This window comes from Stenotrophomonas sp. YJH_SMC_94-11 (assembly GCF_059370435.1).
The window spans coordinates 61,426-80,389 of record NZ_JCAFTR010000008.1; the positions used below are offsets into that span (position 1 = coordinate 61,426).

The following is an 18,964-nucleotide window of genomic DNA, read 5'->3' on the forward strand; positions in this document are numbered from 1 at the left end:
AACTCTCGTTCCGGCCCGACCGGGCCGCCGCTTCAATGGTGTAACCCTGAAGTATAGCCGCCACGGGCCGCGATCAATGCCCGCGCAGGTCGCGCGGACGGAAGCCCATCGCCAGCATGGCCACGGCATAGGTCGCGCCGCCGCCGCCGACCAGCAACGCAAGGGCACCGATCCGCTCCCAGACACGCATCACGGAGAAACCCGGCAGCCAGTGCAGCAGGGCCAACAGCACGCCAACCATGGCCGCACAGGCCAGCACCAGGCGCAGCAGATAGCCGCCCCAACCCGGCCGGCGCTGGTAGACATCGGTCTTGCCCAGCCAGTACCAGAGCAGGCCCAGGTTCAGGTAACTGGACAGCGCGCTGGCGATGCCCAGTGCCAGGTGCAGGCCCGGCTGCTTGCCGATGGCCGCCATCACGCCCTGCGCCTTCAGCGCGTCGGGCACCATCACCTGGTACAGCACGGCCAGCAGGGCGAAGTTGAACACCATGTTGGCCACCAGCGCGGCCACACCGGCGCGCACCGGGGTCTTGGTGTCCTGGCGGGCGTAGAAGGCCGGCAGCACCACCTTCAGCAGGGCGAATGCCGGCAGGCCGAAGCTCAGGCCATACACCGACAGCGCGGTCATGCGGGTGTCGAAGGCGCTGAACTGGCCGTGCTGGAAGATGGTCGCGATCAGCGGCTCGGCCAGCAGCAGCAGGCCCAGCATGGCCGGCACCGAGATCAGCAGGGTCATGCGCAGGCCCCAGTCCAGCGAGCGCGAGAAGCCCTCGCGATCGGTGCTGACATGGTGGCGGGCCAGCGCCGGCAGGATCACCGTGCCCAGCGCCACGCCGAACACGCCCAGCGGCAGCTCCAGGAAGCGGTCAGCCAGCGACAGCCACGACTGCGAGCCGTCGGTCAGCTTGGCCGCGATCACCGTATCCAGCAGCAGGTTGATCTGCGCCACCGAGGAACCAAACAGGGTCGGCACCATCAGCGTCATGACCTTGCGCACACCCGGGTGGCGCCAGCCCCAGCGCGGCAGGGTCAGCAGGTTGATGCCCTTCAGCGAGGGCAGCTGGAACAGCAACTGCAGGATGCCGGCGGCCAGCACCGCCCAGCCCAGCGCCAGGATCTGCTTTTCCGGCGTGCCGCCCAGCCGCGGTGCCAGCCACAGCGCGCCGGCGATCATGCACAGGTTGAGAATGACCGGGGTCAGCGCCGGCATGGCAAAGCGCTGGAAGCTGTTCAGCGCACCACCGGCCAGTGCGGTCAGCGAGACGAACAGCAGGAACGGGAAGGTCAGGCGGAACAGGTCGACCAGCAGGCCCTGCTTGACCGGGTCGGTATCAACGCCACTGGAGAAGACCGAGGCCAGCTGCGGCGCGAAGATCAGCGCCAGTGCGGTGACCAGCATCAGCACCCCGCCCAGGGTGCCGGCGGTGCGGGCCATCAGTTCGCGCAGCTCGGCGTGGCTGCGGGTTTCCTTCACTTCCGTGAACACCGGCACGAAAGCGGTGGCAAAAGACCCTTCGGCGAACAACCGGCGCAGGAAATTGGGTACCCTGAAGGCGACCCAGAAAGCATCAGTGATGGCGTTGGTGCCGAACGTGGTGGTCACCACGAAGTCCCGGACAAGTCCGAGAACGCGCGAGACCATGGTCATGCTGCTGAACGACAGCAGGCCCCGCAACAACTTGGGTGAACTCACTCAGCGTCCCTCTTGACAATCGACTTGACGTGCATTTCTTACGCCATCATACTAGCTAGCTTGCTGTTCCCATAACACCGATTTTTTCAGGAAACCACCACCGTGGCCAATATCAAGTCCGCCAAGAAGCGCGCCAAGCAGACCGTCGTGCGCAACGCGCGCAACGTGGCTCAGCGCTCGATGCTGCGCACCGCTGTCAAGAAAGTGATCAAGGCGCTGGACGCCAACGATGCCGCCGGCGCCGAAGCCGCCTTCGCCGTTGCCCAGCCGATCCTGGATCGCTTCAGCGCGCGTGGCCTGATCCACAAGAACAAGGCTGCTCGCCACAAGAGCCGCCTGAACGACCGCATCAAGGCCCTCAAGGCCGCCTGATCCGGCGTTGCCGCCCTGCCCTTCGGGGTTGGGCTGCAGACAAAAGCCCGGCCCCGGCCGGGTTTTTTGTTGCCCGCGGTTTCCACCCTGTAGAGCCGAGCCCATGCTCGGCTGGCCGCGCGAACAGCAGCCGAGCATAGGCTCGGCCCTACAGAAGAGCGGCAGCCAACAAAAAACCCGGCCGAAGCCGGGTTTTCCGCATGGAACCACAACGGCATCACTGCGCGTTGCGGGCTTCCTGCTCTTCTTCCTTCTGGCGATCGAAGAAGGCCATGATGCGGCTCATGATCGGGAAGGTGCCTTCGCGACCCAGTGCGGAGACCAGGAACCACGGCTCCTTCCAGCCCAGCTCGGCAACGATCTGCTCGGCCGCGGCCTGCGCCTCGTCTTCGAACATCAGGTCAGCCTTGTTCAGCACCAGCCAGCGCGGCTTTTTCAGCAGTTCCGGATCGTGCTTCCCCAGCTCGCGCTCGATCGCACGCACCTGCTCCACCGGCGAGATGCCGTCCACGCCACCTTCCATCGGCGAGATGTCCACCAGGTGCAGCAGCAGGCGGGTGCGCTGCAGGTGGCGCAGGAACTGCGCGCCCAGGCCGGCGCCATCGGCCGCGCCTTCGATCAGGCCGGGAATGTCGGCGATCACGAAGCTGCGATGGTTCTCCACCTTCACCACGCCCAGGTTCGGATACAGCGTGGTGAACGGGTAATCGGCCACCTTCGGCGTCGCTGCCGAAACGGCACGGATCAGGGTGCTCTTGCCAGCGTTGGGGAAGCCCAGCAGGCCGACATCGGCCAGCAGCTTCAGCTCCAGCTTCAGCGTGCGCTCTTCGCCCGGCTCGCCCGGCAGCGCCTGGCGCGGCGAGCGGTTGGTCGAGCTCTTGAAGTGCATGTTGCCCAGGCCACCGCGCCCGCCCTTGGCCACCAGCAGGCGGTCGCCGTGCCGGGTCAGGTCGCCGATGATCTCATCGGTGGCAACGTTGATGATCACGGTGCCGACCGGCACGGTGATGGTCAGGTCTTCGCCCCCCTTGCCATAGGCCTGGCGGCCCATGCCGTTCTCGCCGCGCTGCGCCCTGAAGATGCGGTCATGGCGGAAGTCGACCAGGGTGTTCAGGTTTTCGTCGGCGCGGATGTACACGCTGCCGCCCGCACCGCCGTCGCCGCCGTCCGGGCCGCCGAGCGGAATGAACTTCTCGCGACGGAAGCCAATGCAGCCGTTGCCGCCGTTGCCGGCGAACACTTCGATTTCTGCTTCGTCTACCAGTTTCATTGTTTCGATGCCTGCGATGGGCGTGGCCTGCAGGCCGCCGCCTTGAATGTTATGCCTGCCGATGACCGGCAGCCCGGCCCGGCCGGTCTTGCTTCAACTCTAACGAAAAGCCCCGCCGAAGCGGGGCTCTTCATGCAGCACTCCCATGCCGGGGCACGGGTGCCGGCGATGCCTGGATCAGGCGTCGGCCGAGACGATGCTGACGGTGCGACGCTTCTTGGCGCCCTTGACCGAGAACTCCACCTTGCCGTCCACGAGGGCGAACAGGGTGTGGTCACGGCCCAGGCCAACGCCCGAACCCGGGTGGAACTGGGTGCCGCGCTGACGCACGATGATGTTGCCGGCTTCGATGGCCTGGCCGCCGAAGATCTTGACGCCCAGGTACTTCGGGTTGGAGTCGCGACCGTTGCGCGAGGAGCCTACGCCCTTTTTATGTGCCATGACTGCTTCTCCTGATGCTTAGCCGGCGATGCCGGTGATCTCGATTTCGGTGTAGTACTGACGGTGACCCTGACGCTTCATGTGGTGCTTGCGGCGACGGAACTTGATGATCCGGACCTTGTCAGCACGACCCTGGGACAGGACCTTGGCGGTGACGGCAGCGCCCTTCAGCGCATCGCCCAGCTTCACGCCGTCGCTGTCACCCAGCATCAGGATGTTGTCGAACTTGATCTCGCTGCCGACTTCGACTTCGAGCTTTTCAATGCGGAGCTTTTCGCCCTGCGCCACGCGGTATTGCTTACCGCCGGTGACCAGTACTGCGTACATGACCAGGCCTTCCTCTGTAGTTATTGTGGTCTGAGCTGCCGCCATCGAGGGCGGACAGGAGCGGGATTGTACGCAGATCATCGGGCGCGGGTCAAGTCAACCCTGAACGCCGCAGGGGGCGGCGTCGGAACGGGGTCAGATCCCTTTTCACCCCGTGAAAAGGGATCTGACCCCTGCCTGTCGGCCTGTCTCACAAGGTGAGACACCGGGCTGGCATTGTCGCCCATTGCCCCCATCTGGTCACCTCGGTAGGCTGACCGATTGCCGTTCCCTGCTGGCCCGGCACCCAGCCAACGCCCCCACAACCGGATCCCCCATGGCGATGGATTTCATCCGCATCCGCGGCGCGCGGACGCACAACCTGAAGAACCTCGACCTCGACCTGCCCCGCGACAAGCTGATCGTGATCACCGGCCTGTCCGGCTCGGGCAAGTCCTCGCTGGCGTTCGACACCATCTATGCAGAAGGCCAGCGCCGCTATGTCGAGTCGTTGTCGGCCTATGCGCGCCAGTTCCTGAGCGTGATGGAAAAACCGGACCTGGACCACATCGAGGGCCTGTCCCCGGCGATCTCGATCGAGCAGAAGTCGACCTCGCACAACCCGCGTTCGACGGTCGGCACGATCACCGAGATCTACGACTACCTGCGCCTGCTGTACGCCCGCGTAGGCACCCCGCGCTGCCCAGACCACGGCTACCCGCTGGAAGCGCAGACGGTCAGCCAGATGGTCGATCAGGTGCTGACCCTGGACCCGGAACAGCGCTACATGCTGCTGGCGCCGGTCATCCGCGACCGCAAGGGCGAGCACGCCCAGGTGTTCGACCAGCTGCGCGCGCAGGGCTTCGTGCGCGTGCGCGTGGACGGCGAGCTGCATGAGATCGACGCGGTGCCGCCGCTGGCGCTGCGCCAAAAGCACACCATCGAGGCGGTGATCGACCGCTTCCGCCCGCGCGAGGACATCAAGCAGCGCCTGGCCGAGAGCTTCGAGACCGCGCTGAAGCTGGGCGACGGCATGGCCTCGGTGCAGAGCCTGGACAACACGGAAACCGCGCCGACCCTGTTCTCCTCCAAATACTCCTGCCCGGTCTGCGATTACTCGCTGCCGGAACTGGAGCCGCGCCTGTTCTCGTTCAACGCACCGATGGGCGCCTGCCCCGGCTGCGATGGCCTGGGCATGGCCGAGTTCTTCGATCCCTCGCGCGTGGTGGTGCACCCCGAGCTGTCGCTGGCCGCCGGCGCGGTGCGCGGCTGGGACCGCCGCAATGCCTACTACTTCCAGCTGATCGCTTCGCTGGCCAAGCACTACCGGTTCGACGTCGACGCGGCCTGGAACTCGCTGCCGGACAAGGTGCAGCAGGCCGTGCTGTACGGCAGCGGCGATGAAGCGATCACCTTCACCTACTTCACCGAAGCCGGTGGCCGCACCCAGCGCAAGCATCGCTTCGAGGGCATCATTCCCAACCTCGAGCGCCGCTACAAGGAAACCGAATCGCCGGCGGTGCGCGAAGAGCTGTCCAAGTACATCAGCGAACAACCCTGCCCGGAATGCCATGGCGCGCGCCTGAACAAGGCTGCACGCAATGTGTTCGTGGCCGACCGCCCGCTGCCGGAGCTGGTGGTGCTGCCGATCGACGAGGCGCTGAAGTTCTTCAGCGAGCTGAGCCTGCCGGGCTGGCGTGGCGAGATCGCGGCGAAGATCGTCAAGGAAATCGGCGAACGCCTCGGCTTCCTGGTCGACGTGGGCCTGGATTACCTGACCCTGGAGCGCAAGGCCGACACCCTGTCCGGTGGCGAGGCGCAGCGCATCCGCCTGGCCAGCCAGATCGGTGCCGGCCTGGTCGGCGTGATGTACGTGCTCGACGAACCGTCGATCGGCCTGCACCAGCGCGACAACGAACGCCTGCTGGGCACCCTCACCCGCCTGCGCGACCTCGGCAACACGGTGATCGTGGTCGAGCATGACGAGGACGCGATCCGCCTGGCCGACTACGTTCTGGACATCGGCCCGGGCGCAGGCGTGCATGGCGGCGAGATCGTCGGCCAGGGCACCCTGCAGGACATCCTGGAGGCACCGCGCTCGCTGACCGGCCAGTACCTGTCGGGCAAGCGCGCGATCGAGATCCCGGCGCGCCGGCACAAGCCGAACCCGAAGATGACCCTGCACCTGCGCGGGGCCAGCGGCAACAACCTCAAGGGCGTGGACCTGGCGATTCCGTCGGGCCTGCTGACCTGCGTGACCGGCGTGTCCGGCTCCGGCAAGTCGACCCTGATCAACGACACCCTGTTCTCGCTGGCCGCCAACGAGATCAACGGTTCCTCGCACCCGATCGCCCCGTACAGGGAGATCGATGGCCTGGACCTGTTCGACAAGGTGGTGGACATCGACCAGTCGCCGATCGGCCGCACCCCACGTTCGAACCCGGCCACCTACACCGGCCTGTTCACTCCCCTGCGCGAACTGTTCGCACAGGTGCCCGAAGCGCGTGCACGCGGCTACTCGCCGGGCCGCTTCAGCTTCAACGTGCGTGGTGGCCGCTGCGAGGCCTGCCAGGGCGATGGCCTGATCAAGGTCGAGATGCACTTCCTGCCGGACGTGTACGTGCCGTGCGATGTCTGCCATGGCAAGCGCTACAACCGCGAGACGCTGGAGATCCTGTACAAGGGTTTCAACATCAACGACGTGCTGGAAATGACCGTCGAGGATGCGCTGAAGCTGTTCGAGCCGGTGCCGTCGATCGCACGCAAGCTGGAAACACTGGTCGACGTCGGCCTGAGCTACATCAAGCTGGGCCAGAGCGCGACCACGCTGTCCGGTGGTGAAGCGCAGCGCGTGAAGCTGTCCAAGGAGCTGTCGCGCCGCGATACCGGCCGCACCCTGTACATCCTCGACGAGCCGACCACCGGCCTGCACTTCCACGACATCGAAGCGCTGCTGGGCGTGCTGCACAAGCTGCGCGACGAAGGCAACACGGTGGTGGTGATCGAGCACAACCTGGACGTGATCAAGACCGCCGACTGGATCGTCGATCTGGGTCCGGAGGGTGGCCACCGCGGCGGCACCATCCTGGTCACCGGCACGCCGGAAGACGTGGCGGCCTGCCCGCAGTCGTACACCGGCCAGTTCCTGGCCCGCATGCTGCCGTCCACCAGCGCGCGCCCCGAGCAGCCGGCCGCCGTGGCCAACAAGCCCGACGCCCGCCCGCCGCGCAAGGTGAAGCCCGAGAAGCCGGCCAAGGTGGCGAAGAAGGCCGTGGCCGCCAAGAGCACCGGCAAGGCCAGCAAGAGCACGTCGAAGAAGAAGGACGCCTGATGAGCAGCGAACACAAGATCCTTGCCCGCATCCCGATCAGCGTGCGCTGGCGCGACATGGACAGCATGGGCCACGTCAACAACGCCAAGTACATTTCCTACCTGGAAGAAGCGCGCGTGCGCTGGATGCTGGGCGTGGACGGCGTGTCGATGACCGACCGCATCGCACCGGTGGTGGCCGCGACCAACGTCAATTACCGGCTGCCGATCGTGTGGCCCAACGACATCGTGGTCGAATTGTTCGTCGAGCGCCTGGGCAACAGCAGCGTGACCATCGGCCACCGCATCGTCGACCAGCAGGACGCATCGAAGCTGTACTCGGATGGCAACGTGGTGGTGGTGTGGATGGATACGCAGACCGGCAAGAGCGCGCCGCTGCCTGAGGCGATCCGCAACGCTTCCACCTGAAGGTAGTGCCGGCCGCTGGCCGGCAACCTCCAGACGCTTCGCGCATGCCGGCCAGCGGCCGGCACTACCGATCCAATTCAAAGGACTGACATGATCCACCAGACTGAACTGAGCGACCTGCTGCCCGGCATGGTCCCCTTCCCCACCGACGTCTTCCCCGCCGACCAGGCCTGGCTCGGCCAGCACCTGCTTCCGCTGCTGAAGATCGACCTCGGTGTGCTGCGCCCGGAACTGGCCGGCCAGGTGGCGACGATGCTGTGCCCGATCGAGCCGTACGACGGCTGCATCGGCGAAACCACCGAAGAACACCACAACGATTTCACCGCCACCAACTGGATCGCCTTCGAGCTGACCGCCGGCAACCAGATGCGCTTCCTCGGCAACGAGGGCTATTTCATCGGCGATGCAGTACAGGACAAGGACGCGCAGGAACACATTGCGCAGATGCGCGACAGCTACGCCAAGGCCCGCCACTACCACGCCATGCATGGCCGCCTCGCCTGCTACTCGCGCTACGGCAAGGGTGAGGCCAGCGAGCGCGATTATCTGGATACGCTGGGGGGACAGATTTCCTGTGGCAACTGGATCGAAACGGCCGATATTCCTGCCGCCTTCACACTGGAATTCACCGACGCCGCCAACGACCGGCATGCTCCAGATGATGCCGAACTGGCGATCATCCGCCGCGATGGCCACAAGTTCTTCGCCGTCGCCGAAGTCGCCGGCTACAACTGGTGCGCCACCGGCGCCGACGCGATCGTAATGCTGTATGAGCCGGTGAGCCGCACGGTGCTGTTCTCGTACGACTGGTCGTAGCATCCCGCCGGGCTTGGCCCGGCGCTACCCAGGCATGACCGCCGGATCATCACCGGTAGCGCCGGGCCATGCCCGGCGGAACGGGCGACGCGTTACGGCGCAGCCTTGCGCACGGTCAACGTCGCGCTCGCTTCACCACCACCTTCCAGCTGCAACTGCAGCGGCAGCGCCTGGCCTTCCTTCAGCGCGCCCCGCCCCTGCATCAACATCAGGTGCAGGCCACCAGGCTTGAGTTGGGCACGCGCGCCGGCTGCCAGCGGCAGGCGCCCGATCGCGCGCATCCGGCTGACGCCATCGACGATCGTGGTCTCGTGCAGCGACACGTCGCCGAAACTACTGCTGGTCGCACCGGTGATCACCACCGCCCTGCTGCAGCCGTTGTGGATCACGCCATAGCCGGCAGTCATCGGCATCGCCGGATTCGGTGGCAACCGCGCCCAGCCCTGCTCCACCGTGACGCAGCGTGATTCCGCAGCCGAAGCCGATGCTGCAACCGCACACAGCACCCACAGTACGCCAACGAATGGTTTGGTTATCATCGCCCAGGTTCCTTCTTCGCAACGAGACCGCAGCATGACGACGCTCATCGAGGTGATCAACCACGGCCCCATCCGCGAACTGCGCCTGGCGCGGCCGCCGGTCAATGCACTGGACACCGATCTGTGCCGGCAGCTGATCCATGCCATCGAACTGGCCATGGCCGAAGACGCGCACGGCATCGTGCTGTCGGGCAGCGAGCGCATCTTCACCGGTGGAATGGACGTGCCGCACCTGCTCTCGCATGGCGATGACAAGCACAAGCTGCTGGACACCTGGAACGCTTTCTTTGGCGCCGTGCGCACACTGGCCGAGAGCCGCATCCCGGTGGTCGCAGCGATTACCGGCCACGCGCCGGCCGGCGGCTGCGTGCTGGCCCTGTGCTGCGACTACCGGGTAATGGCGCGCAGCGCCGATCCGTCGCGGCCGTATGCCATCGGCCTGAACGAGGTGCAGGTAGGCCTGATCGCGCCGGAGGGCATCCAGCGCCTGCTGCGCCGTGCGGTGGGCGTGCACCGCGCCGGCGTGCTGCTGACCACCGGTTCGCTGGTACCGGCCGAACAGGCGCTGCAGATCGGCCTGGTCGACGAGCTGGCTGAGGGTGACCTGGTGGTGGCCCGCGCCGTGGCCTGGCTGCAGAACCTGCTCAAGCAGCCTCGGCAGCCGATGCTGCTGACCCGCGCCATCGCTCGCGCCGACCTGCACGAAGCGCTGCACCCGGACCTGATCCAGCTGGACCGTTTCGTCGAGGCCTGGTTCGCCCCGGACGCACAGAACGCCCTACAGGCCCTGGCGGCGCGCCTGGGCAAATAGCGGTTGCCCCGCCCGGGGTCAGATCCCTTTCGCCGGGCGAAAGGGATCTGACCCCTGACCGGTATAATCAGGCCCTCTTTCACTGCTGTGGCCGCCCCCTTGAACGACACGCCCGAACCCGTCGTCTCCGAGCTGATCGACCTGCTCACGCTGGAGCGGCTGGAGGACAACCTGTTCCGCGGGCAGAGCCGCGACATCGGCACCAAGTACGTGTTCGGTGGGCAGGTGCTGGGCCAGGCCCTGGCTGCGGCGCAGGCCACGGTCGACAACGGCCGCCACGTGCACTCGCTGCACGCCTACTTCCTGCGCGCCGGCAACATCGACCACCCGATCGTCTACGACGTGGACCGCACCCGCGATGGCGGCAGCTTCTCGGTGCGACGGGTCACCGCGATCCAGCACGGCAAGGTGATCTTCTTCTGCGCGGCCTCGTTCCAGCAGGCCGAGACCGGCGCCGAGCACCAGCACAAGATGCCTGAAGTGCCGCAGCCGGAAGACATCGAACCGAACCGGCCGCTGCCGGCCGAAGTGCTGGAGCGGCTGCCGATCAAGGTGCAGCGCTGGCTGTCGCGTGGCGGCCCGTTCGAGTTCCGACACGTCTACCCGCGCGACGAGTTGAACCCGCCCAAGCGCCCGCCCTACCACCAGGTGTGGCTGCGCCTGAGCGAGCCGGTCGGCGATGCCCCGGAGCTGCACCAGGCGCTGCTGGCCTATGCCTCCGACTTCCACCTGCTGGGCACGGCGACCTTCCCGCACGGCATCAGCTACTATCACCCGCACGTGCAGATGGCCTCGCTCGACCACGCAATCTGGTTCCACCGCCCGTTCCGCGCCGACGACTGGCTGCTGTACTCGCTGGACAGCCCCAGCGCGCAGGATTCGCGCGGCCTGGCCCGCGGCCAGTTCTTCACCCGCAACGGCGTGCTGGTGGCCAGCACTGCGCAGGAAGGCCTGATCCGCGTGGTTCCCGACCAGGCTGCGGCCGCCGCCGTGCCGGCCAAGGAGTAACCCATGCGCCAGATCTTCAGCAGCCAGCGCGTGGAAACCGTCGAAGGCGTGGCCGAGCTCCTGCGCGGGCATGGGATCGACGTCAAGGTGACCAACGGGCGCTCGTACAAGACCCGTCGCCGCGGCCAGTTCAGTTATACCGACCTGGGCAACGCCAACGCCTATCCGGCGGTATGGATCGTGCGTGCCGACGACCAGCCGCGCGCGCGCGAAATCCTGCGCGAGGCGCGCCTGCTCGACACTACCCGCCGTGACCACCCCACCGCCGAATTCGCCTTCCGCGACGCGCCGGAACCGGGCAGCGGCGGCCGCAGCTGGGCCTGGCGCATCCGCATCGCGCTGCTGGTGGTGATCGCTGGCGTGGCGCTGGTGATCGGCCTGCGCCATCGCGGCGCCCCGGTGCCCACCCCGCAGGCCCAGCCGCAGCAGGCGCAACCGGCCCCGCAGGCCGCGCCGGAAGAGGAAGAAGTCCGGGTCCGCATCCAGCCCTCGAAATGACTCGCGGGTGAAAAAGGGGACGGAGGGGATTAAGTCGTTTGTGGCACAAACGACTTAATCCCCTCCGTCCCCTTTTTGTCATGAGGATGCCGGCCAGCGGCCGGCACTACCGCACAGAATGCTGGTCACACTTCGCGCGCGGCTCCGTCATGGGACACAATCCCCGCAGGAGAGCCGCCGCCATGACGACGTTCACCGCATCGATCGACCAGACCCTGGAACGCGAACTGCCCGCCGCCGCCAGCGGTTGCCAGCACGCCTACGGCCGCATCGTGCTGGCCTGCCAGAACACGGTCACCGCCATCGCGCTGGCCATCACCCGGGACCGCCAGGCCAGCGAGGACATCGCCCAGGAGGCCTTTGTGAAGGGCTGGCAGCAGCTGCACCAGCTGCGCAGCGCGACCAGCTTCCTGCCGTGGCTGCGGCAGATCACCCGCAACCTCGCCCGCGACTGGCTGCGCGCCCAGCGTGGCCGTCCACTGACCGGCGAGGCGGCCGAGGTGGCGATGGGGATGGCCGCCGATCCGTCCCCAGGCGCAGCCGATCGCCTGCAACGGGTGGAGGAAGAAATCGCCGCCGAGGACATCATCTCGACCCTGCCCGCCGACAGCCGCGAAGTCCTGTTGCTGTACTACCGCGAAGGCCAGCGCTCGCAGCAGGTGGCCGACCTGCTCGGGCTCAGCGACGCCGCCGTGCGCAAGCGCCTGTCGCGCGCCCGCGCGCTGGTGCGCGACGGCCTGCTGCAGCGCTTCGGTGAGTTCGCGCGCAGCAGCGCGCCGAGCGCCGCCTTCGCCACCGCCGTGGTGTCGATGGTGCTGGTGGCCGCACCCGGCACCGCCAGTGCCGCGATCCTGCTGAGCGCCGGCGTCGGCGTGGGCAGCAGCAAGCTGGGCCTGGGCGGGGCCAGCGTGGCCGGGGGTACAGCCATGGGCTCGGTCACCGCCACCCTGGGCTACCTGCACATGATTCCGGCCAGCACTTGGGGCGCGTTCGCTGGTGGCGTTGCCGGCGGCGTGATCGGCAGCTACCTGGGCGGTCGATTCCTGCTGTCCTATGCCAAGACCGATGCCGAACGCGCGCGGGTCTGGCGCTTTGTGCGCATGAACACCTGGACAGCCATGGCCTGCTGCCTGGCAGTGCTGGCGGTGGTACTGCTGCAGACCCCGACGTGGGTGCATCTGCTGGTGCTGGTGCTCGGCATGGGTCTGGTGAACTACCAGTGCCTGGGACCGCTGCAGCAGATCATGGCGCCGCTGATCGCGCGCGATTCGTCGCGGCGTGGGCGCACCGGCACCAACTGGGTGTATGAATCGCTGTATGGGCGTACCGGGATCATCGCCATGAACATCGTGGTGCTGGGCGTCGTGCTGTATGCCGTGGCCCATTCCAGCGGCCGCTAGGGCCTCAACGCACGACGCCGGCAGTACGCCGGCGTCGTGGTCGGTCAGCGCGCGATGAATCAGCGCTGCGACTTCGGTGCACCGCCGTCGCGCGGACCGCCTTGGCGCGGGCCACCGTGCATCGGGCCCTTGGCCGCGTCGAACTCGGCCTTGCTCAGCTGGCCATCCTTGTTGGTGTCGGCGGCAGCAAACCAGGCATCACGATGCTGCTTCATGCGCAGCTCGCGGTCAGCCTTGTCCAGGTAACCGTCCTTGTTGAGGTCGAGCTGGTCGAAGCGCGCGGCCAGGCGCGGGTCGGCCTTGGCCTCGTCGCGGCTGATGCGGCCGTCCTTGTTGACGTCCAGCCTGGCCCAGCGCTCACCGCCGTGGCCACGACGGCCATGCTGCCAGCGCGGCATCTCATCGCGCGAGAGCTTGCCGTCCTTGTTCCTGTCCAGCTCGTCGAACTTCGCGGCCAGGCGCGGGTTGGCAGCCGCCTCGCTGCGGTCGATCACGCCGTCGCCATTGGTGTCCAGCTTGGCCGGGCGCTGCGCCGACGTGGCCGGGGTGTCGGCCGCCAGCGCGATGCCGGAGGCGGAAGTGCCGAGCAGCAGGGCCAGCAGCAGGGGGGTACGGATCATGGGGTCACTCCTGGGAATGGGAATTGCGTCGGGGTGATCACTTCACCCTCGAGTGACAACAACGCCCGGGCGCGACATCGGTTGACGCTGCTGTCAGATCCATTCATCCGGCGGACAGTCGCCGCCACTGCGACGGGCTGGGGCTATGCTGTGCCCATGGCACTACACGGCGATAGAGACGACGAACTGCGGCTTTTCCAGACCGGCGAGCACCCCTGCGGGTACTGGTCCGACCGGGTGGCGCGCGACCTGGTGCTGGATCCGCACGATCGCCGGCTGGGTGGCCTGTACCCGCTGGCACTGAGCTGGGGCTTCCGCCGCAGCGGTGATCTGGTCTACCGGCCGCACTGCGCGCACTGCCAAGCCTGCGTGGCGGTGCGCATCCCGGTGGCCCGCTTCGCCCCGGACCGCAGCCAGCGCCGCTGTGCCGCCCGCAATGACGACCTGGAGGTGCGGATCACCGCCGCCACCGCCCGTGACGACCTGTTCGCGCTGTATCACCGCTACCTCACCCACCGCCACGCCAATGGCGGCATGGACGACCATGGCCCGCACGAGTTCGAGCAGTTCCTGATCGGCAGCTGGTCGCACACCCGCTTCATGGAGATGCGCCTGCCCGGCCACGACGGCCAGCCCAGCCAGTTGCTGGGGGTGGCGGTGACCGACGTCACCGAGCATGGCCTGTCGGCGGTCTACACGTTCTTCGACCCGGACCACGCCGTGCGCGGGCTGGGTACCTTCGCGATCCTCCAACAGATCGAGTGGGCGCGCCGCGAGGGGCTGCCGCACGTGTACCTGGGCTACTGGATCCGCGGGCACCAGAAGATGGACTACAAGCGCCGCTTCCATCCCCTTGAGGCCTACGACGGCCGCCGCTGGCACGATTTCGACAACGAACTGGACGGGCGCTGACAAACCGCTGACACCGGGCCGGGTGCAGAATAGGGGGATGAACGCCAAACCCCTGATCCTCGCCCTGGCCCTGCTCTGCGGCGCCACCGCCCCCGCCTTTGCCACGTCCCCCGCGATGACTGAGAAGCCGTCCACTGCGCTGCGCCTGGCCACCTACAACACTTCGCTGTACTCCGATGATGCCGGTGGCCTGATCAAGGAACTGGAGGGCGACAGCGAGCACGCACGCAAGATCGCCGCCGTGCTGCAGCAGGTGCGCCCGGACCTGGTACTGCTGAACGAATTCGATTTCGACGATGCCCATCGCGCCGCCGACCTGTTCCAGAAGCGCTACCTGGAAGTCGCCCAGCCCGGCGGCGGCAAGCCGCTGCACTTTGCCTACCGCTACCTGGCGCCGGTCAACACCGGTGTGCCCAGCGGCCTGGATCTGGACAACAACGGCGTGGTCGGCGGCGAAGGCCGCAGCCGTGGCAATGACGCGTGGGGCTACGGCCTGCACCCGGGCCAGTACGGCATGCTGGTGCTGTCGCGCTACCCGATCGATGAAACCAAGGTGCGCAGCTTCCAGCTGTTGAAGTGGAGCGCGATGCCCGGCGCCATCCGCCCGGTCGATCCGCGTACCGGCCAGAGCTTCTACAACGACCACGTGTGGTCGCAGCTGCGCCTGTCCTCGAAGTCGCATTGGGACGTGCCGGTGAAGACCCCGGGCGGCGTGGTCCACGCGCTGGTCTCGCATCCGACGCCGCCGGTGTTCGACGGCCCGGAAAAGCGCAACGCGGCACGCAACCACGACGAACTGCGCCTGTGGCAGGAATACCTGTCCAAGGGTGACAAGCCCTGGCTGTGCGACGACAAGGGCCAGTGCGGCGGCTTGGCGGAGGACGCGCGCTTCGTGATCCTCGGCGATCTGAACAACGACCCGGTCGATGGCGATGGCCGCCACGAGGCGATCGTCGAGCTGATCGAGAACGCGCGCGTGCTGCGCTACCCCACCCCGCGCAGCGTCGGCGGCGAGCAGACCAGCCTGGCCTATGCGGCCAAGGGCATCGAACGCAAGGGCGCACCGTTCCACGCCACCGGCGATTTCGGCCCGAAGTCCGGCACCATGCGCCTGGACTACGTGCTTCCCTCGACCGGTTTCGAGTACGTGGGCAGCGGCATCTTCTGGCCGGCCAATGAAAGCCCGGAAGCGAAGATCGCCGACGGCAGCGACCACCACCTGGTGTGGGTGGACGTGAAGCCGTAACCGTCCGCCCCCTTTTTTTGTACCGACCAACGGTCGGTACCCACCGGGTTTCGGTAGGCGACGACCGTTGATCGTCGCTCCTTTTTTACGGGCGCAGCTCGACGCCGATGGCGTCGGCGGCATCACGCGCGATGGCGCGTGCTTCGTCGATGGTTTCCGCGCGCGCCAGGGTCACACCGACGCGGCGGTGGCCATGCACGCTCGGCTTGCCGAACAGGCGCACGGCGGTATCCGGTACCTGCAGCGCGGCGGCGACATTGTTGAAGTACGGCACACCCTCGCCGTGTGCCAACAGCGCGCACGACGCCGACGGGCCACTCTGGCGGATCACCGGAACCGGCAGGCCGAGGATCGCGCGCGCGTGCAGCGCGAACTCGCTCAGTTCCTGCGAAACCAGGGTCACCAGGCCGGTATCGTGCGGGCGCGGCGACACTTCGCTGAACCACACCTCGTCGCCCTTCACGAACAGCTCGACGCCGAACAGGCCCCAGCCGCCAAGGTCGTCGGTGATCGCACGCGAAATCTCTTCGGCACGCGCCAGTGCCGCGCTCGACATCGGCTGCGGCTGCCAGCTTTCGCGGTAGTCGCCATCCTTCTGCAGGTGGCCGATCGGCGCACAGAATGAGGTGCCGCCGGCATGGCGCACGGTCAACAGGGTGATCTCGTAGTCGAAATCGATGAAGCCTTCGACGATGCAGCGGCCGGCACCGGCACGGCCACCGGTCTGTGCGTACTCCCAGGCCGGAGCGATGTCCGCTTCGCTGCGCAGGGTGCTCTGGCCCTTGCCCGAGGACGACATCACCGGCTTGACCACGCACGGCAGACCGATCGCAGCCACGGCAGCGCGGTATTCGGCCTCGGTATCGACGAAGCGGTAGGGCGAGGTCGGCAGGCCCAGGGTTTCGGCGGCGAGGCGGCGGATGCCCTCGCGGTCCATGGTCAGGCGCGCGGCGCGTGCGGTCGGGATCACCCGCAGGCCTTGCTCCTGCTCCAGCTGGACCAGGGTCTCGGTATGGATGGCCTCGATCTCCGGCACCACCAGATGTGGCTGCTCCTGGGCGATCAGGGCGCGCAGCGCCATCGCATCGAGCATGTCGATCACGTGCGAGCGGTGGGCGACCTGCATGGCCGGGGCATCGGCGTAGCGGTCAGCGGCGATCACTTCCACGCCCAGCCGCTGCAGCTCGATGGCCACCTCCTTGCCGAGTTCGCCCGAGCCCAGCAGCAGCACGCGGGTGGCGGAGGGAGACAACGGAGTTCCAAGCTTGGCCATGGCGGTTCCAGCAGCGACGTGAAGGCGGGTGGGCATTCTAGCTGGCCGCGCACCCTGGTCATGGCATCCGACGAACGGTAGTCGAAAAGTGATATCACTTTGATATCTTCAATTCGAACCCTCAAGGACGTACCGCCATGAAAGAGAAGTCGCTTGCCTCCCTCAACGGCCTGGGCACCCTGGCCGGATCCCTGCTGGTCGCGCTGGCGGGTACCGCACTGTTCGTACTCGGGGCGACGACCAGGACCGGTTCCGGCTCACCGAACCTGCTGCTGATGCTGGCCGGCATGCTGGTGATCTTCGCTGCGGTCTTCATCCTGGCCGGCCTGTACACCATCCAGCCCAACCAGGCGGCGGTGCTGAGCCTGTTCGGCAAGTACATCGGCACCGTCAAGGACAACGGCCTGCGCTGGAACAACCCCTTCTATGCCAAGCGCCGGGTCAGCCAGCGCGTGCGCAACTTCGAGAGCGGCAAGCTGAAGGTCAACGAGCTGGACGGCAGCCCGATCGAGATTGCTGCGGTCATCGTCTGGCAGGTGGTCGATGCCTCCGAGGCCGTCTACAACGTGGACGACTACGAGAGCTTCGTGCACATCCAGTCGGAATCGGCGTTGCGCGCGATGGCCACCAGTTATCCCTACGACCAGCACGAGGAGGGCCAGCTGGCGCTGCGCAGCCATGCCAGCGAGATCTCCCAGCACCTGAAGAACGAGCTGGCCGAACGCCTTGCCGATGCTGGCGTGCAGGTGATCGACGCACGCATCAGCCACCTCGCCTACGCCGCCGAGATTGCCCAGGCGATGCTGCAGCGGCAGCAGGCCAACGCAGTGATCGCTGCACGCACGCGCATCGTGGCCGGTGCGGTCGGCATGGTTGAAATGGCCCTGGCCGAGCTGCAGAAGAACGGCGTGGTGCAGCTGGATGAGGAACGCAAGGCGCACATGGTCAGCAACCTGCTGACCGTGCTGTGCTCGGACCGCGGCACCCAGCCGATCGTCAACGCCGGTTCGCTGTACTGAACCACCCTCGCAACGGGGTGCCCCACCGCCCCGCCAGGAGTCTTCATGAGTGAGAAGAAAGCCTATCCGCTGCGCATCAACGCCGAAGTCCTGGCCGCGGCGCAACGCTGGGCTGACGACGAGCTGCGCAGCCTCAACGCACAGATCGAATACGTGCTGCGCGACGCCCTGCGCAAGGCAGGACGCCTGCCGAAACCCACGCCATCTTCGGAGGACAAGGAATGAGCAAGCGTTGGAGCTACCAGACGATCGAGGTCAAGACGTCCATGATGGGCCTGCTCAAGGCCGAGGACATCCAGAGCGAGCTGAGCCGCCAGGGCCAACTCGGCTGGGAACTGGTCAACATCATCATCCCCGCACCGATGCGCCCGGCGATGCTGGTGTTCAAGAAGGAGGCCTGAGCCATGGGCGCCAGCGATCCGAAACAGTACGAGGTGGCCGAGAGCTCGCCGTTGCGCGTGCTGTGGATCGTGCTGCCCCTGCTCGCCGCCTTCGTGGCCTGCTTGTATGCGCAGTTGTACAAGGCGCCGGCGACGGCGCCCTGGATCGAAGTAACGCTGTCGCCACCCTGGTTCCGGATGGGCGGCAGCGCCGCCTGGAGCCTGCTGGTCATTGCAGCGCTCGGCATCGGGCTGGGCGCAGCATTCTTCCGCCGCCGGGTGGAACTGGCCGATGGCATGCTGGACGTGCGTTCGACGATGTACCGCCGCCGCGTTCCGGTGGCGCAGTTGCGGCTGGACCAGGCCGAGGTGGTCGACCTGCAGCGTGACCCCCGCTATGGCATCCGCTTCAAGACCAACGGCTACGCGATGCCGGGCTTCTATTCCGGTCACTTTCGCCTGCAGGGCGGTGGCAAGGGTTTCGCGCTGGTCACCAACCGCGCGAGCGTCCTCGCCCTGCCGGTCCGCGATGGCAGCACCCTGCTGCTCAGTCTCGATCGGCCACAGGCGCTGCTGGAAGCACTGCGCAAGGTGGCCGTGCCGGGCCCGCGGCAGTAAGCTG

The 18,964-nt window shown here is 67.0% G+C and carries 21 protein-coding genes; 14 read left to right on the top strand and 7 right to left on the bottom strand.

The window, feature by feature from the left end; all coding sequences use genetic code 11:
* Positions 1–73: 73 nt before the first annotated feature.
* Positions 74–1,678: a murein biosynthesis integral membrane protein MurJ gene (gene murJ / locus AC5P74_RS14510; RefSeq protein ID WP_141750781.1), complete on the bottom strand. Its 1,605-nt coding sequence runs from the start codon at positions 1,676–1,678 to the stop codon at positions 74–76.
* Positions 1,679–1,795: 117 nt separating this feature from the next.
* Here murJ and rpsT point away from each other — a divergent pair, with 117 nt between their 5' ends.
* Positions 1,796–2,065 carry a 30S ribosomal protein S20 gene (gene rpsT, locus AC5P74_RS14515; protein WP_005408560.1) on the top strand — a complete coding sequence of 90 codons (270 nt, stop codon included), beginning with the start codon at positions 1,796–1,798 and terminating at the stop codon, positions 2,063–2,065.
* Positions 2,066–2,282: 217 nt separating this feature from the next.
* Here the strand turns inward: rpsT and cgtA are convergent, their stop codons facing one another.
* The 3 genes from cgtA to rplU all read right to left on the bottom strand — a co-directional run bounded on the left by cgtA (position 2,283) and on the right by rplU (position 4,103).
* Positions 2,283–3,335, bottom strand: a complete 1,053-nt coding sequence (gene cgtA, locus AC5P74_RS14520) for an Obg family GTPase CgtA (RefSeq protein WP_346607472.1) — start codon at positions 3,333–3,335, stop codon at positions 2,283–2,285.
* Between the two features lie 177 nt (positions 3,336–3,512).
* The gene (gene rpmA / locus AC5P74_RS14525) at positions 3,513–3,776 is read right to left on the bottom strand and encodes a 50S ribosomal protein L27 (RefSeq protein ID WP_005415704.1); all 264 of its coding nucleotides are present in this window, start codon (positions 3,774–3,776) and stop codon (positions 3,513–3,515) included.
* An 18-nt stretch (positions 3,777–3,794) separates the two neighbouring features.
* Positions 3,795–4,103, bottom strand: coding sequence for a 50S ribosomal protein L21 (gene rplU, locus AC5P74_RS14530; protein ID WP_005408557.1), 309 nt, complete (start codon positions 4,101–4,103; stop codon positions 3,795–3,797).
* Between the two features lie 316 nt (positions 4,104–4,419).
* Between rplU and uvrA the strand changes: the two genes are divergently transcribed.
* The 3 genes from uvrA (at position 4,420) to AC5P74_RS14545 (ending at position 8,636) form a co-directional block, all read left to right on the top strand.
* A complete protein-coding gene (uvrA, locus tag AC5P74_RS14535) occupies positions 4,420–7,413 on the top strand; it encodes an excinuclease ABC subunit UvrA (protein WP_065178105.1) in 2,994 nt (997 codons plus the stop codon).
* Positions 7,413–7,820 carry an acyl-CoA thioesterase gene (locus AC5P74_RS14540; RefSeq protein WP_065178106.1) on the top strand — a complete coding sequence of 136 codons (408 nt, stop codon included), beginning with the start codon at positions 7,413–7,415 and terminating at the stop codon, positions 7,818–7,820. The genes uvrA and AC5P74_RS14540 overlap by 1 nt, the downstream gene beginning before the upstream one ends.
* A 90-nt stretch (positions 7,821–7,910) precedes the next feature.
* Positions 7,911–8,636: an enolase gene (locus AC5P74_RS14545; protein ID WP_206620238.1), complete on the top strand. Its 726-nt coding sequence runs from the start codon at positions 7,911–7,913 to the stop codon at positions 8,634–8,636.
* 92 nt (positions 8,637–8,728) lie between these two features.
* Here AC5P74_RS14545 and AC5P74_RS14550 read toward each other — a convergent pair whose 3' ends face one another.
* Positions 8,729–9,175 carry a copper chaperone PCu(A)C gene (locus tag AC5P74_RS14550; RefSeq protein WP_346608216.1) on the bottom strand — a complete coding sequence of 149 codons (447 nt, stop codon included), beginning with the start codon at positions 9,173–9,175 and terminating at the stop codon, positions 8,729–8,731.
* Positions 9,176–9,209: 34 nt separating this feature from the next.
* Between AC5P74_RS14550 and AC5P74_RS14555 the strand changes: the two genes are divergently transcribed.
* From AC5P74_RS14555 to AC5P74_RS14570, 4 genes are all read left to right on the top strand, one after another.
* Complete coding sequence (locus AC5P74_RS14555) at positions 9,210–9,986, top strand: enoyl-CoA hydratase/isomerase family protein (RefSeq protein ID WP_005415699.1); 777 nt, start codon at positions 9,210–9,212, stop codon at positions 9,984–9,986.
* Between the two features lie 87 nt (positions 9,987–10,073).
* Entirely contained in the window at positions 10,074–10,994 is a 921-nt protein-coding gene (tesB, locus tag AC5P74_RS14560) for an acyl-CoA thioesterase II (protein WP_005408551.1), read from the top strand.
* A 3-nt stretch (positions 10,995–10,997) separates the two neighbouring features.
* Entirely contained in the window at positions 10,998–11,492 is a 495-nt protein-coding gene (locus tag AC5P74_RS14565; protein ID WP_139726821.1) for a pathogenicity-like protein, read from the top strand.
* Between the two features lie 182 nt (positions 11,493–11,674).
* Positions 11,675–12,892: an RNA polymerase sigma factor gene (locus tag AC5P74_RS14570; protein WP_069139079.1), complete on the top strand. Its 1,218-nt coding sequence runs from the start codon at positions 11,675–11,677 to the stop codon at positions 12,890–12,892.
* Between the two features lie 59 nt (positions 12,893–12,951).
* Here AC5P74_RS14570 and AC5P74_RS14575 read toward each other — a convergent pair whose 3' ends face one another.
* Positions 12,952–13,512, bottom strand: a complete 561-nt coding sequence (locus AC5P74_RS14575; RefSeq protein ID WP_111127889.1) for an EF-hand domain-containing protein — start codon at positions 13,510–13,512, stop codon at positions 12,952–12,954.
* A 156-nt stretch (positions 13,513–13,668) separates the two neighbouring features.
* Between AC5P74_RS14575 and AC5P74_RS14580 the strand changes: the two genes are divergently transcribed.
* Both AC5P74_RS14580 and AC5P74_RS14585 read left to right on the top strand, forming a co-directional pair.
* Positions 13,669–14,424 (top strand): arginyltransferase, encoded by a 756-nt coding sequence (locus AC5P74_RS14580; RefSeq protein ID WP_171958125.1) that lies wholly within the window; start codon positions 13,669–13,671, stop codon positions 14,422–14,424.
* Positions 14,425–14,461: 37 nt separating this feature from the next.
* Positions 14,462–15,670, top strand: a complete 1,209-nt coding sequence (locus tag AC5P74_RS14585) for an endonuclease/exonuclease/phosphatase family protein (protein WP_346607753.1) — start codon at positions 14,462–14,464, stop codon at positions 15,668–15,670.
* Between the two features lie 85 nt (positions 15,671–15,755).
* On the opposite strand, the gene purT is transcribed toward AC5P74_RS14585, so the two are convergent.
* On the bottom strand, positions 15,756–16,943 hold the full coding sequence (gene purT / locus AC5P74_RS14590) for a formate-dependent phosphoribosylglycinamide formyltransferase (RefSeq protein ID WP_139726818.1): 1,188 nt from the start codon (positions 16,941–16,943) through the stop codon (positions 15,756–15,758).
* 137 nt (positions 16,944–17,080) lie between these two features.
* Between purT and AC5P74_RS14595 the strand changes: the two genes are divergently transcribed.
* From AC5P74_RS14595 to AC5P74_RS14610, 4 genes are read left to right on the top strand one after another with little or no spacing between them, the layout of a single operon-like run.
* The gene (locus AC5P74_RS14595; protein ID WP_053500808.1) at positions 17,081–17,962 is read left to right on the top strand and encodes an SPFH domain-containing protein; all 882 of its coding nucleotides are present in this window, start codon (positions 17,081–17,083) and stop codon (positions 17,960–17,962) included.
* A 45-nt stretch (positions 17,963–18,007) separates the two neighbouring features.
* Positions 18,008–18,187, top strand: coding sequence for a type II toxin-antitoxin system antitoxin (locus tag AC5P74_RS14600; RefSeq protein WP_065178114.1), 180 nt, complete (start codon positions 18,008–18,010; stop codon positions 18,185–18,187).
* Positions 18,184–18,363, top strand: a complete 180-nt coding sequence (locus AC5P74_RS14605; protein WP_005415690.1) for a DUF4177 domain-containing protein — start codon at positions 18,184–18,186, stop codon at positions 18,361–18,363. The genes AC5P74_RS14600 and AC5P74_RS14605 overlap by 4 nt, the downstream gene beginning before the upstream one ends.
* Before the next feature lie 3 nt (positions 18,364–18,366).
* The gene (locus AC5P74_RS14610; RefSeq protein ID WP_065178115.1) at positions 18,367–18,960 is read left to right on the top strand and encodes a PH domain-containing protein; all 594 of its coding nucleotides are present in this window, start codon (positions 18,367–18,369) and stop codon (positions 18,958–18,960) included.
* Positions 18,961–18,964 lie beyond the last annotated feature (4 nt).